This is a genomic window from Paenibacillus sinopodophylli, assembly GCF_005930355.1.
Taxonomy (GTDB): Bacteria; Bacillota; Bacilli; order Paenibacillales; family Paenibacillaceae; genus Pristimantibacillus; species Pristimantibacillus sinopodophylli.
On record NZ_VDBO01000009.1, the window covers coordinates 19,806 to 35,217 of the forward strand.

14 protein-coding genes are annotated in these 15,412 nt (G+C 32.4%); all 14 read right to left on the reverse strand.

Going from position 1 to position 15,412, the window contains the following annotated elements:
• Nucleotide 1 precedes the first annotated feature (1 nt).
• A complete protein-coding gene (locus FGT79_RS23220) occupies nt 2–1,000 on the reverse strand; it encodes a 3-oxoacyl-ACP synthase III family protein (protein WP_246096574.1) in 999 nt (332 codons plus the stop codon).
• A gap of 23 nt (nt 1,001–1,023) precedes the next feature.
• Complete coding sequence (locus tag FGT79_RS23225; RefSeq protein ID WP_138755234.1) at nt 1,024–1,707, reverse strand: acyltransferase; 684 nt, start codon at nt 1,705–1,707, stop codon at nt 1,024–1,026.
• A 16-nt stretch (nt 1,708–1,723) separates the two neighbouring features.
• Nucleotides 1,724–2,656: a glycosyltransferase family 2 protein gene (locus FGT79_RS23230; protein WP_138755235.1), complete on the reverse strand. Its 933-nt coding sequence runs from the start codon at nt 2,654–2,656 to the stop codon at nt 1,724–1,726.
• Nucleotides 2,634–3,737, reverse strand: coding sequence for a DegT/DnrJ/EryC1/StrS family aminotransferase (locus FGT79_RS23235; protein ID WP_138755236.1), 1,104 nt, complete (start codon nt 3,735–3,737; stop codon nt 2,634–2,636). The genes FGT79_RS23230 and FGT79_RS23235 overlap by 23 nt, the downstream gene beginning before the upstream one ends.
• 43 nt (nt 3,738–3,780) lie before the next feature.
• Nucleotides 3,781–5,106 carry a hypothetical protein gene (locus FGT79_RS23240; RefSeq protein ID WP_138755237.1) on the reverse strand — a complete coding sequence of 442 codons (1,326 nt, stop codon included), beginning with the start codon at nt 5,104–5,106 and terminating at the stop codon, nt 3,781–3,783.
• Nucleotides 5,094–5,528 carry a sugar 3,4-ketoisomerase gene (locus FGT79_RS23245; protein WP_246096575.1) on the reverse strand — a complete coding sequence of 145 codons (435 nt, stop codon included), beginning with the start codon at nt 5,526–5,528 and terminating at the stop codon, nt 5,094–5,096. The genes FGT79_RS23240 and FGT79_RS23245 overlap by 13 nt, the downstream gene beginning before the upstream one ends.
• A gap of 2 nt (nt 5,529–5,530) precedes the next feature.
• Nucleotides 5,531–6,403 carry a glucose-1-phosphate thymidylyltransferase RfbA gene (gene rfbA, locus FGT79_RS23250; RefSeq protein ID WP_138755238.1) on the reverse strand — a complete coding sequence of 291 codons (873 nt, stop codon included), beginning with the start codon at nt 6,401–6,403 and terminating at the stop codon, nt 5,531–5,533.
• A 241-nt stretch (nt 6,404–6,644) separates the two neighbouring features.
• Nucleotides 6,645–9,005, reverse strand: coding sequence for a glycosyltransferase (locus tag FGT79_RS23255; RefSeq protein WP_138755239.1), 2,361 nt, complete (start codon nt 9,003–9,005; stop codon nt 6,645–6,647).
• Nucleotides 8,989–10,206: a glycosyltransferase family 4 protein gene (locus tag FGT79_RS23260; protein ID WP_138755240.1), complete on the reverse strand. Its 1,218-nt coding sequence runs from the start codon at nt 10,204–10,206 to the stop codon at nt 8,989–8,991. Before FGT79_RS23260 ends, FGT79_RS23255 begins: the two co-directional genes overlap by 17 nt.
• 18 nt (nt 10,207–10,224) lie before the next feature.
• Complete coding sequence (locus tag FGT79_RS23265) at nt 10,225–11,337, reverse strand: class I SAM-dependent methyltransferase (RefSeq protein ID WP_138755241.1); 1,113 nt, start codon at nt 11,335–11,337, stop codon at nt 10,225–10,227.
• Nucleotides 11,334–12,653 carry an ABC transporter ATP-binding protein gene (locus FGT79_RS23270; RefSeq protein WP_138755242.1) on the reverse strand — a complete coding sequence of 440 codons (1,320 nt, stop codon included), beginning with the start codon at nt 12,651–12,653 and terminating at the stop codon, nt 11,334–11,336. Before FGT79_RS23270 ends, FGT79_RS23265 begins: the two co-directional genes overlap by 4 nt.
• Before the next feature lie 14 nt (nt 12,654–12,667).
• On the reverse strand, nt 12,668–13,444 hold the full coding sequence (locus FGT79_RS23275; RefSeq protein WP_138755243.1) for an ABC transporter permease: 777 nt from the start codon (nt 13,442–13,444) through the stop codon (nt 12,668–12,670).
• Nucleotides 13,445–13,448: 4 nt separating this feature from the next.
• Nucleotides 13,449–14,414: a GDP-mannose 4,6-dehydratase gene (locus FGT79_RS23280; RefSeq protein ID WP_138755244.1), complete on the reverse strand. Its 966-nt coding sequence runs from the start codon at nt 14,412–14,414 to the stop codon at nt 13,449–13,451.
• Between the two features lie 15 nt (nt 14,415–14,429).
• Nucleotides 14,430–15,401, reverse strand: a complete 972-nt coding sequence (gene gmd, locus FGT79_RS23285; RefSeq protein WP_138755245.1) for a GDP-mannose 4,6-dehydratase — start codon at nt 15,399–15,401, stop codon at nt 14,430–14,432.
• Nucleotides 15,402–15,412: the final 11 nt, after the last annotated feature.

Here is a 15,412-nt window from a genome sequence, read left to right on the forward strand (position 1 = left end):
TTTAATTTATTTTCATAGTAATTGAACAAACACCCCATGAAAGCCCAACCCCAAATCCAACTAACAGTACTTTATCACCATTTTTCACTTTACCCTCTTTAAAGTCTCTTATCAAGGCAATAGGAATAGTTGACGACACAGTATTTCCACAGTCAGCGAATTGAATTGAGAATTTCTCTCTGGGGATATCCATTTTTCTTCTAAGAGTCTCTAGCATATATTGATTAGCCTGATGAAATACAAAATAATTAAAATCATCTAAAACCATGTGATTCCTATCACATAGTTCCTGTACCGCTTTAGGAACCTGAATGACTGCAAAGTTAAAAATTTCATTGCCGTTCATATAAAGATTAGCTCGCGATCGAGAATTACCGACATTGTCTAATGTTTCTTCATATGATTCGGGGGTAATTGGTTCTCTAAGCCCCCCAGCAGGTACTATTAAATGCTCAGCACCTTTTCCATCTGTACCAAATATGAATGGCCCTATCATGCTTTCATTGATTTCATCATCACCAGAAATTAATGTAGCCGCTGCTGCATCTCCAAATAGCAATTTGACATTTCGATCTTTAGGATTTATGTATTTACTATATGTATCAGAAGTAATGAACATAATATTTTTAGCCATTCCTGCTTCAATTAATCCTTTAGCTAATGATAGACCATATACATAACCTGAACATCCTAAATTTATATCAAGTGCACCACATGATGTAGATAACCCTAATTTATCCTGAAGTATACACGCCGTCGTTGGTAAATAATAATCGGGGGATTGTGTACAATAAATTAAAAAGTCAATTTCCGAAGCTTGACATGCACCACTCTTAAATATCTTATTGGCCGCATTGATAGCAAGGTCAGATGCATACTCATTTTCTGCAGCTATATTTTTAACAGTAATACCAATTTTTTTTGTCATTTTATCTTCAGGATCATTGTATTCTTTTTGATCTGGTAAATAATATTCAATTGCTTTTATATAGCTTTTCAAAAAAATTATCTCCTTTCGTTCGACTAACATCTACTCATAGAACTTGGAACTTTTGAGATTATTTTAGCAGGACTCCCTGATACAATAACATTTTCAGGTACATCCTTTTTCACTAATGAACCAGCGGCAACAATACTTCCTCGACCAATAGTTATTCCAGGCATTATTATTGATCCAACACCAATGGAAACGTAATCTTCAATTACCGCACCATAAACTTTTTCATTGTAACCATTTTTCCCAAAAAGGTTATCATTAGCCATACTCACACCTACACTAATAAAAACATGCTTGCCGATTTTAACTCTTCCTGTGATATGAGTATTATCCATTATTCGAGTAAAGTCACCAATCTCAACTTCAGTATTAATTGTCACACTACGACTAATTAGCACTTCTTCACCTATGTAAACATTAGGCATAATAGAAGAGTTATCCCCAATCAGTGATTCTCGTCCAATTGATACATCTTCATAAATAATAACGTTACTGCAAATTGAAACATTTTCCCCAATATAAGATTTTTTTTCATTTGAGAGTTCCTTCTTCATAACCGATGTAGGCGTGGCACAACGACCTATTACTGAGTGCTCACCAATAATAACGTTATTACCCAATTCAACATGCTCATAAATAATTGCATAATCTCTAATTTCTATATTTTCTCCTATATTGCTTGAATATAATTTTGCTGTATCACGTATCATCTAATAACCTCACTCGCTAATTATGAATTTCATCAATAATATAAGCTGGTCTTTTTCTACTTTCATCTAGAATCCTCCATAGGTATTCTCCAATAATACCCAACATCACCATGATTAATCCCAGAAGAAAAGTAATTAATGCAATAATTGTAGCCCAGCCTTCAAGTGGAATATAACCGAAAACTGCATTCAAAATAACAAACATTCCGTATAAGAAACTAATCATAGCAGTGAAAACACCAATGGCAGACATCAGCCTAATAGGTGCATACGAGAAACTCACAAAAGAATCAACAAATAGTTTGATTTTCTTATTTAAAGTCCACTTTGATTTTCCATGCTTTCTTTCTTGTCTTATATATGAAATTGTATCCTGTGAATACCCTAGCCAAAATATTAAGCTCATAATATTCGTATTTTTTTCTTTTATTTGATTTATTTCTTGAACCACTTGGCGATCAATCAATACAAAGTCAAATCCACCATTAGGATAATTTTTTAGAGCCATTCGGTTCATAAGAAAATAATACGTTTTGGAAAATAATTTTTGTGAGAATGATTCTTCTCTTCCAGCACGTACTGCCATAACAACTTTTTTTCCAGTTTCCCATCTTGCAATCATTTCAGCAAAAAGTTCAGGTGGATCTTGCAGATCTGCCGATATAATTCCAACACAATCGCCTGTTGCATATTGAAGCCCTGCCTGAACCGCAGACATTGAACCAAAGTTTTTACTAAGCTTTATAACTTTAATTCTTTTATCATTTTCTCTTTCTTGAAGCAGTAATTCCAGTGAATTATCTTTTGATCCATCATCGACAAAAATAAACTCTAATTCATAATCTGAAAACAATTCTTGAAGTTTTTTCAACCTTGGGACTGTATAGGGTATATTTAACTCATTATAGTATATTGGAATAACAATACTAAAAAGCTTCTTTATACTCATTTAATGCCTCCGTTACTTTTTGTACATCTTCTATGCTCATAACTGGACTAATTGGTAAGCTTAATACTTCATTGTGAATTTTCTCTGAAATCGGATACTTATCGTCATTCAATTCCTTATACGCTTCTTGTTTATGAATTGGAATCGGATAATGTATCAGGGTCTGTATTCCTCTGTTCAATAAATAAGCTTGAAGCTTGTCTCTATTATTAACTCTAATTACATATAGATGCCATACATGGGATAATCCACTTTCACCTTCAACACTTGGAAGCGTTATTAAGGGATTACATATATTTCGAGAATATTCTTCAGCAAATTTTCTTCTTAAATTATTATCTTCATCTAAATACTTTAGTTTTACTTTTAAAACCGCTGCATGTATTTCATCCAGTCTGCTGTTAACGCCTTTATATAGATTCTCGTATTTCTGATGTGAACCATAGTTACGAAGTGCCTTTAACTTTAAATAAGTTTCTTCATTATTAAGAGTTATTGCACCAGCATCGCCTAGAGCACCTAGGTTTTTTCCTGGGTAGAAGCTAAAAGCAGCAGCATCCCCTAAATTACCAACTTTCTTATCTTTATACATCGCTCCATGCGCCTGAGCGCAATCTTCAAATACTTTTAGACTATATTTATTAGCTAATTCATTAATTGGATCCATATTACAAGACTGACCATATAAATGAACAACCATAATTGCTTTTGTTCGAGGTGTAATTTTCCCCTCAATCACTTCAGGATCAATATTAAAACTTGAAAGATTAGGCTCTACTAGTACAGGAATCGCACCATTTGCCGAGATTGCTAATATTGTTGCAATGTACGTATTTGAAGGTACAATTACTTCATCTCCTTCTCCGATACCATACGCTCTTATTATAAGAGAAAGAGCGTCCAGTCCGTTTGCTACCCCAATGCAATACTTAGTTCCACAATATTCAGCAAATTGTTTTTCAAAATCTTCAACTTGCTTTCCAAGAATGTACCAGCCCGAGTGCAAAAAATCTACTAAATTTTGAGTAATTTCTTCTTCGTGCCTCAAATTAATTTGCTTTAAGTCAAGAAATGGAATCATAGTTTTCTCCTTTATAATACTTAACTTATATAATAGCCAATCATTAAAACCAATTGATTCTATTAGTTTGCATATCAATAAAATAACTGATAGAAAACGAAATACCAATATATACTAATAATATTCCAATAATCACAAAAAAAACTCTTTTATTTTTGAATGATTCTACTAAATATTTAACTCCATATCCTGAAAAAAACAAAAGAATAAAGTATATAGGATATCCGAATCTTGACTCTACGGCAGTTGTAGCGATAAAAAATGTATATCCCAGTGCTGATAATATTAAAGAAGCGGATACAAACGTCAGATTCTTTCGTGACCACATCCATAACATTCCTAAACCGATAATAAACCACTGAACATATAACCATGCTGATGGTAGAATTTTCGTTGAAACTGATAAATTTCTAATAAACGAATCAACATAGCCCCAATCTAGAACTCCAAATAGATGCGATGAAAAAACAAGAATAAAAACAATAAAATTGTTCATCATAAGTTTCATCATACTTATGTTACTATCTATTAACCATGGAGTTAAATACCTAAGCCCTGGTTGCTCTCCATCAATTATGACAGTAGCATATTTTAAATGCTGAGTAGCCCATATTGATTGTTGCTCAAATAAGTTTGAATGGATTAAAGGAGTGAAATGATTAAACTTAGTTATATTCATATAAAGCTGAGGAATAAAAATAATTAATAATAATAAACCTACAATGGTAAACTTAATTGGTTTAAAATCTTTAATTTTTATTAATCTATACATAGCTATTATAAAGAATATTACCATAAAAATCGCACTTGAAGGTCTAATGAGTACTGAAAAGTAGAGAAAGCTAGCAACAACCGATCCATTATAGAGTTTATTTAAGTCAGAAGTAAGCAAATAAATTAATGATATTGTTAAAAAGCAAGAAGCTAATAGATCTGTTAAGAATAAAGTTGTTGATTGTATGAGATAGGGGTTTAAAAATCCAAAAGCTATTACTGAAAAATAAATTTTTTTTTCACTTTGGAACTTATAAGCAACCTTTGCAATCATTAATATTGTAAATATATAAACAATGAATTGAAATACACTAAAAATCACTTTAACATTCGTATGATTACCATCAGTAAAAATATATAAAATTGAGATAAGCAGTGGATATAAAAATGTCCTTAAATCATCAGAAATATTAAATAAACCATTTATCAAAATATTATTGGAAATTTCGTAGTACCCAAGCTCATCATAATAACTAGCACTACTATTTTGTACAACAAAAATAATAAACTGTATTAATGAAATTAATGAAACTAGCAATAGAAAAATCCAATCACTCTTTGCTATTTTAAAATTTGGTTTTATCATTTCAGACACTCTGAGTAAACCTCCGTAAATACTTTATAATCACGAATATAATCCTCAGAATCATAATGATGAGATGCCAATACTAAAAGTACACAGTCCTCTGAGAAATCATACATTTCGTGCCAATCATTTGGCTCAAGTATTAAAATTTTCTGTGGAGAATCCAAAATGACCTCTTGTGTTCTTATGAGATTATCCAGATGAACCTTACAAGAGCCCGCGACTGAAATTAAAGCTTGCCGCGTTTTAAAGTGCCCATGAAAGCCACGTCTAACTTCATTTTGGGTACCATATATATAGAAGACTCTTTTAATTTCAAAAGGTATAGTAAGATTTTCTTCAATCACTGTAAGTAAACCTCTATCATCACCCAAGACTTTTACTTCAATTATTTTACTTTCCAGATTGATAATTGAATCATTATTAATCACACTTACTCCCCCATTCCAGCTAATTCTAGCAGGTATTTACCATAATCATTTTTTGAAAGTAATTGTCCAAGCTTAATCAATTGTTCCCTATTAATATAATTTTTTATGAAGGCAATTTCTTCTATACAAGCAACTTTAAATCCCTGACGTTTTTCTATGGTCTCTATAAAATGCGAGGCTTGCATTAGTGATTCGTGAGTCCCAGTATCTAACCATGCAAAGCCTCTTCCTAATAATTCTACATTTAGTTTTCCTTGCTTAAGGTATTCGGAATTTACGTCCGTAATTTCTAATTCTCCCCTGTGTGAAGGTTTTATTTTTTTAGCTATACTTATAATACTATTATCGTAGAAATACAACCCAGTAATAGCATAATTAGATTTAGGTTTCTGTGGTTTTTCCTCGATGGAGATTGCTCTATTATTCTTGTCAAATTCCACAACACCATAACGTTGTGGGTCCTTGACTTGATATCCAAAAACAGTAGCTCCTGTCTTTCTTTGAGCTACATTCAATAACATTTCAGAAAAGCCTTGTCCGTAAAAGATATTATCGCCAAGAATTAAAGCCACATTATCATTGCCTATGAAATCTTCTCCAATTATAAAAGCCTGAGCAAGTCCATCCGGAGATGGTTGAATAGTGTAGCTGATCGAAATTCCAAGATCTTCTCCGTTACCTAGCAGTTGTTCAAATCGATGTGTATCTTCAGGTGTAGATATTATTAATATTTCTTTAATACCTGCTAACATTAGTACCGATAACGGATAATATATCATTGGTTTATCATAAACAGGGAGCAACTGCTTTGAAATTGATTTAGTTAATGGATACAATCTTGTCCCACTACCACCCGCTAGTATAATACCTTTCACTATTATCCTCCTAGTTGAACTCTTCTCAAGAGTACTTTTCGATTCGATATTAAACGAACTTAACATAATATGCGAATGCGTAACTGATCAATCGTATTCAAAGGATACTTGTTATGTCCTTTACAAATAAGTAGTTTTAACTTTCAAGAAATGTGTTAAATGTGAAATAAATTCACCATTAACAGCAAATTCATTCCCTACTAGATATATTACGTAATATTAGGGCTCATTATTTAATTAATTATAGTTCCATTGTTTTATGAATTTGTTCAGCGACATTTTCAAAGCTATGTTTTTCACGCATGTATCGCCTTGATAATTGGGACATTTCATGAGTGAGCGACTTATTATTCCTAAGTTCCAACAGATAGCCCAAAAGCAAATCCTCTTCGTAATTATCTACATCTACTTTCCAAACAATATCATCCGGATATTCTGTATATGAACCTACATTCGAGACAATGCAAGGTATACCGTATCCTAAAGCCCTTGTCAAGGTTGCAGAGGTCTCACCCATTGTTGGCCATCTCAAATTAATACATATATCACATGCTTTAATATATTCTTTAAAAATAGTAATATCAGGAGACTCAATGAACTTTATAGACTTGTCTGCATTTAATTTTTTTGATAACTTAGCCAGCTGCTGTTTTATTTCAGCTTCTGCATGACCAACTATATATAACTCGGTATCAGGGTTTGTTTTCATTAGCCTTGAGAAGCTTTTTATTATTAAATCAACTCTTTTGTTTGGAATTACATGTCCAAAAACACCTAATATAAATTTAGAATTATTTATATTCAACTTCCTTCTAATAACTTCCTTGTCCATTTCTGCAATGTCATCTTCAAGTATACATCCTTGAGGTATTACTTCTAATTGCCCAATAAAACTTGCATTTAATTTAAGAGCTTTTCTGATCCACTCACTGTGAACGATCACTCTTGTGCTCAGATCAACAACCTTGTTGAACAATGGGAATTGCTGACTATCTGGATATGTACCTTTATCATTTAATTGTCTGGCAGCCTCTAGACCTTTTTCTCCATAACTATAATTTAATTCATGAGTAAACTGTTCTTTTAAACCTCGTAAATACGTTGTATACATAAATAGTCCATAGAGATTTAAGTCATGCAATAATACGACACCAGGATATAATTTAAGTGCGTTATATATCCAATCATGTATCTCATTATTACCAATGTGATAAAATCTATTTTGAATGGAATCTAGTCCATTATCTACAGAATTAACATCCCTAATCTCAAATTTATTCTTGATATAATCATTAGATGGCGCTATTTCATTTATAAAGATTATTATTTCAAAAAATTTATCAAGATATGCTACTAATTCTTCACTATAATCAGATATTCCAGATGCTTGAGGATTTAATGGACTAAAAAAAGCTAATCTAGGCTTATTACTAGATGTGCTTGATAATGCAAAAGCCGTCACCTCTTTAAATAAATTAAGACTCATGCTAGTGATTTTATTCCAGACAAATTTTTTGGATTGAACAATTCCAAGTTGACTATATCTAGAAGAAATTTCAACATCACTGAGCATTAAAGTAATAGACTTTGCTAATTCCTTGTGATCATCAGGATCAACTAAAATGGCAGCTTCTTCTGCTACTTCGACAATCGAGGAACTTTTAGTTGATATGACAGGGGCTCCAACTCGCATCGCTTCTAATACAGGAAGCCCAAAACCTTCATATAACGAGGGAAAGATGAATACATTACACTCCTTATATAGTGATAACAAACATTCCCTACTAACAAACCCCAAAAAGGTAATACGATCTTCAATAATTCCATGCTCAGAAGCAAAATTATATAATTCTTCTTTTTCATTTTGGTTTTTAATACCACTGATAACTAATTTCACATTATCATCAGATTTAATAACCTCTGAAAAAGCTTGAATAAGACCTTTATTATTTTTTCTCGGATCATAACCCGTTAATGAATATATAAACGGCTTTTTTAAAGATAACTCCTCATCTAGAATCTTTAACTCATTTCCCGTACGAGCTTCAGTATAAAGTTCTTCATCCGTTGATGCATATATAACTTTTATTTTGTTAGGATCCACCTTCAAAATCATCACAATATCTCTTTTAGATGCTTCAGAGATTGTTAGAATTACGTCCGCAGTTTGCAGTACTTTGAGTTTGCGATCATATTCTTTCTGAATTTGACTTGGCCATCGATCATAGTATTGTTTCTTCATAACAATCGGAATTAAATCATACATTAAATAACTTGTTTTTACGTTATTAATTTTAAGAATAGGAACTTCAATATCAAACATAAGCGGGCTAGTAAAATGAACGATATCTATATTATTATTAATTACAAATTGTTCAATATTAGCTTCTTCCCAATACTGATCTTGATCTAGTCTGCTATCAAAATGTATATGCTTTGATATAAAAGTAAATTGCCAAACATTATTCTTTTTCCTCATTAAAAAAAATCTTATTGAATCATCATGCTGAATCAATGACTTAAGCCAATTATATGTATATACACCTATACCTCTATTTTTCTCATCTGTGTATAAAGTTTGAACATCAATTAGCATTCTCATTATGAATTTCCTCCTCCCCAAATCCCTTTAACTTGAGAAAAGCTAAGATTCGTTCCGCCGTTTTCCCCCAAGTATAAAACTGCTCAACATATTCATGACCTTTTTTGCCCATATCATTCAATAAATCAGGAGAATTTATATACTTATCCATTACCAAGTTAAAACTAACATTATCTTTATAATAAAATCCACCATTACTACGATCACAATGGCCTTTTGTTACATCGCATAGCTCATGAACAATAACAGGGACATCGCATAACCAACTTTCCATAATGACAATAGAAAAACTCTCCATTAATGATGGTTGTATCAATGCGAGCGAACCCGCAATAGCATCATACTTTTCTTGATCATTCAATTCGCCCATGTGAATCATATTCGGTGAGGTTTTTATCATTTTAATGATTTGCTCCTCTCCTTGACCAACAAAGAGTAGCTTGACATTTCCTTGATTCTTCTCTGTGAAGCTATTAAAAAACTCAATTAATTGAGGAACATTTTTTCCACTAACTTGTCTTCCAACATAAATAAAATAATCATCAGATATACCATATTTACTTTTAAAGCCATCCGGGTTCGGAGTCAACCTAACCTCAACCCCCCCGCCAGACACAATTGTATTATTCAATGGTATCTTATGTAACTTTGTTGTGAAACTTTGTTCTTCAACCGTATTAAACATAACTCCTGCTACTCGTTGAAACATATCGCCTATAACTTTGAAATATGCCATATCTTCATCATGCATACATGGAATTATAAATGAACGTTCAGGAACTAATTTACTTCCCCAATATGTTGTACCATATAAATAAGGAATAAATATATATATATAATTAGCAGCATTCTCAACTATAAATTGATTCAAAGAATCGCTGTTCACTGTCTCCAATAACAATTGCATTTCTTCAATATAATCTAGTTCCTTAGTCTTTATTAACTTACCCATCAATTCATCATATAAATGTTTATTTCTACTATTCAATGAGAAACGTCTTACTGAGTAATCTTCTATATGATATATGCCTTCTTTATGATAATCTTTATCCCAAGGCCAAAATGAGTCTTTACCACATGTTGTGAGAATTTCAACTTCATTCCCAGCATCCTGGAGGCTTTTAGCTATTCCCCCTGCAAATCTTTCTGCACCTCCTGATATAGTATCTGAAAACCATGGAGTAATTACTGCAATCTTCATATCTAACCCCTTTAGTCACTATTCTTTTTTCAAAATTAGTGAATAATTATAATATTGAATTGGTGAATCCGTGCTATTATCTATTGGTCCACTAAGGTACGAGTTTACAACTGAAAAACCAGTAACAACAGCTAAATGCTTTAAAGCTTCCGGCAATAGCGGTTTTTCATGTGTCGGATCTAAATAATATAAATTGTGCATCACATATACTGACGATGTGTTTGGTGTTTCTAGCACGAGTACTCCTTCATTCTTCAATTTGCTTAGACACAACTCTAAAAATTCAATTTTCATATTAACAGGAAGATGCTCAATAACATGACCCATAAATATTCCACTTATACTATTGTCCTGAGCGTTCTTTAAGTATTTAATGACATCAGTAGCCTCTGCACGTAATCCTTTTAATAAACAACTATTTACCAATTCAGAATCAGAATCAATGCCAATTCCATTAAGCCCATTCTCTTGTAGAAGCTCTAGAAAATAACCTTTGCCACATCCGATATCCAGAACAGTGTCACAATTAACAAAATATTGAATATATTGAGAATAAATATTTTTAACAACTTCAGCATTAGCACTGAATTTTTCTGCAAATTTAGAGTAATCAAAATCGAGAGGTTTTGACTTATTAACTTCTTCATTAAGTTTCGCAAACTCTTCTTTAAGCTTATTAAGTGATACTTTATTTTCAATAGATTCTTTTTGCAGATTGTAAATTAATTTTTGTTGATTGCGAATTACTTCTATTGATGTATTAACTCCAAACCATACATCATGGTTAAAATGCTTTTGCTGGTTTGCAAAAACATCAACGTACCATTTAGTAAATAATCTAGTTCCGATTTTTCTAAAAGGAATAATAATCTTACCGAGCTTTTTAAATCTAGAGACTAAATATGGCTCAAGAAATGCAACAGGCATATTAGGGGTAATTCTGTGATTTAACCTTTTCAAATTAACAGTTATATTATTTATTAACTCTTTAGCATTTTCATTAGTAACCATTTCGTTCTCTATATCAAAATTATCTGGTTTATTAGATGAAATAAAGGACTCATCTTTAGCCCGCACGCCATTTCTAATTTGGTTCATAATAAAACCAGGAGTAATTTTACCCGGCATCATAATCCCTCCTGATTCTTCTCATCTTTCCAGAAATGCTTTAACTTTGCGATACCAACATCATTAACAGTACTCGAAACTTTAAATGAAAACCGTTTATCATGATAGTCATATTGATTCCCATTAATATCATGAACCGCAGCAGTTACTAAATATGTATTTGAGACAAGATCCAGCGATGCAATATTAAAAGATATTTCTCCCCTATGATGTTCATTTATTTCGCCAAGTGAATACTGATCAATAAAGGTATTTGTTCCGTAACAATTAATGTGATCAATTGTGTGTATGCCGAGACCAAATATTGGACTATCAACTTTTTGATTGATCTTATATTTCATTATTACTTTCATATAATCGCCTGACATAAAACCTATCTTTTTATTATTATTTTCATCAGTAAACATTACATCAACAATTTCAATTTGACGGTTTCCCCATCTATCTACCGTTTCATATTCAATATTTTCAGATATTTCTTGAGATTCAACATTAATTTGCTGTTCGCTATTTACGTTTTCAACCGCTTTATCTTCATTTACTACTACGTGTGTACTTTCTTCCTCTTCTCTTATAAGTCTTTTATTCTCTTCATCACCTAAGAATGTCAAATACTTATCAATCATTCTTTTAGGTTTCCCATCTGCAACAATTTTACTTTTATTAATCCAAACAACCCTATCACAAAGTTTCTCCATTGCACCAAGATCATGAGAAACAAATACAATTGTGGTTCCTTTACTTTTTAATTTCATAAGTTGTTCCATGCATTTTTGCTGAAAAGCAGCATCTCCTACTGCCAATACCTCATCGATCAATAAGATGTCTGGTTCAACCATTATTGCAACAGAAAAAGCTAGCCTCATATACATACCTGAAGAATAGCTTCGCACGGGATTCTCAATATATTCTTGAAGTTCAGAAAACTTGATAATATCATTTAGTTTGCTCTTAATTTGTTTTTTAGACAAACCTAATATAGCAGCATTCATAAAGATATTTTCTCTACCTGTGAAATCCGGATGAAAGCCTGCACCTAATTCAAGTAAGCTAGATACTTTACCTGTCATATTTATATCCCCAGCATCAGGATATAGTATCCCTGTCAACAGTTTCAGTAAAGTACTTTTACCTGAACCATTTCTCCCAATTAAACCTACAGTCTCACCCTTTTGTATCGTCAAAGAAACATTATCTAGTGCTAAAAATGATTCGAATTTATTTTTCCTTCGAAAAATTATTCTATCTTTTAATGTTGAGCTCCGTTCTTTAAATACCTTAAACGACTTTGTTACATCGGTTACTTTAATAACATCCATTTTCGTTACCGTCCTTATATCTCTTCAGCGAAATTACGACTTAGCTTTTTAAAAACTAAAAAAGCAATTTGTAAAAACAAGAGAGAAAATAAAAATACAATGCCTAAACTCATAATATCCGGCATTTGATTATAAAAAAATATTTTGTGAAAACTTTCTATTATAACTTTTAAAGGATTAAGGTTAAATATGAATGCAATTTTTTCAGGAATCATACTTGATGTGAACACAATTGGTGTTAAATAGAACCAAGCCATAATGACTACTCCCATGATATGTTCCAAATCTCGAAAGAAAACGTTTAGGCTAGAAATCAATAATGTCATTGCTAATGTAAACATCATGTGAATCAGAAGAACTAGTGGAATCATTAATAATGGCAAACCTAAATTAATTTTATGAATAAATAATATGGGGAATAATATCAACAAACTAAACAGATAATTTATAACTCCTCCTAAAATAATAGACAAAGGCAATATTTCTTTAGGAAAATAAATTTTTTTCACTAAACCTGCATTCCTTACAATTACACCAGCTCCCGATGTAATCGCTTGACTGAATAAAGACCACGATATTAACCCAATGAACAAATATGCGGTGTAATTCTCCATATCAATACGTACAACATATTTGAAAACAATCGAATATACTAGCAGCATTAATAACGGATTAAGTAATGTCCAAAAAAAACCTAAAAATGAACCTTTATATCTGGTTCTTAAATCCGTTAAAACTAAACTTTCCAACATTTGTCTATAGGCGTATATCTCTTTCAACTTCTTAAACATGTATTTATGACTCCTCAGAGGAATTAATTTCGATTCTCCAATAATTTAATATATCAATCAATGATTGATCGATGTTTATTTGGCTTTCCCAATTCGTCATTCTTATTATTTTTGACGAATCACCCACATACAGAGGAAGATCAGATGGTCTCATTCGAGATGAATCTTCTTTAATTTCAATTGATTTATTCAAGCTCAATTTAATATATTTCATTAAGATTTCTTTAATAGCAATAGGTTTTCCAGAACAAACATTATAGGCCTCACCTTTTTTACCTTCAATCATTAGTTTTTCATATGCTACTACAATGTCTCTTACATCACTGAAGTCTCTACGAGCATCTAAATTCCCAACGTTTATTGTTGGTGATATTTGTTTTTTTTCAATTTGAGCAATTTGATATGCAAAATCAGAAGTAACAAATCCTAAGCCCTGCCCTGGTCCAATATGATTAAACGGCCTTGCATGTACAATATGTAACTGATGTGCATTTACATATTGTTGAGCTAACATATAGACCGTTGCTTTTGAAAGCCCATACGGGCTTATTGGCTTTAAACTATCATCTTCATTAATAGGTTTAGTCACGTCAGCTATCTTTCCATATTCCTCAGACGAGCCGATAGTCAGTATTTTTACTGATTTAGCTATATCACTTTTCCTAATAGCTTCGAGTAAGACTATTGTTTTAGAAACATTAGCATCAAATGTATTCTTGATGTCTTCCCATGAATGTTTAACAGAGCTTTGACCAGCGAGGTGATATATATGGTCCGGCTTTATTTGATTTATGAGTTGGACAATACTTTCTTCATCGCTAAAACTCATACTTACTAGATCAATTCTAGTATCATTATGAATTTGAGAGGAAGTACGTGACGAACCCCAAACCTCGTACCCCATATTAATTAAATAGTCCGTCAAATGTTTGCCGACAAAACCAGAAACACCTGTGATCAAAGCTCTCATTTTTATTCCCGCCTTTTATCGTATACTTTGTTGCACTTTAGCAAGGTCACTATCTACCATCATTTTCACGAGTTGATTAAATGAAACTTCCAATTCCCAACCAAGCTGTTGTTTGGCCTTCGTGCAATCGCCTAGCAATAAGTCCACTTCTGCTGGACGTACAAACTTAGGATCTATAACAACGTAGTCTCTCCAGTTGAGATCAGCATGGCTGAAAGCAATTTCAACTAACTCTTCAACCGTATGTGTTTCGCCCGTGGAAATCACAAAATCATCTGGCTTATCTTGCTGAAGCATAAGCCACATCGCCTTAACATAATCCCCTGCAAAGCCCCAATCTCTCTTAGAATCAAGATTACCCATACGAAGTTCTGTTTGAATTCCCATCTTAATTCTGGCAACAGCATCCGTAACCTTCCTTGTTACAAATTCCACGCCACGACGAGGAGATTCATGATTGAATAAAATACCTGAGCACGCATACATGTCAAAACTTTCTCTATAGTTAACAGTAATCCAATGACCGTAAACTTTAGCAACACCATATGGGCTACGTGGATAAAACGGAGTTGTTTCTACTTGCGGTGTCTCAACCACCTTCCCAAACATTTCACTGCTTGAAGCCTGATAATATCTAGCTTCTGGTTTGGTTAGGCGTACAGCTTCAAGCATGTTAGTTACACCCAGTCCTGTAACCTGACCAGTGAGTACTGGTTGATCCCATGATGTTCCTACAAACGATTGTGCAGCAAGATTATATACTTCATCAGGATTTGAAATACGAACTGCATTAATTAACGAGCCTTGATCTAGTAAATCTCCATCTATAAATTCTATCTCGTTTTTTATATGATTAATATTTTCTAGAATCGGGACACTTGTTCTTCTGCGCAAACCAAATACTTTATATCCTTTTTCCAATAATAACTCTGCTAAATAAGATCCATCTTGTCCAGTAATACCTGTTATTAGTGCATTTTTAGTCATCTTGATTCATT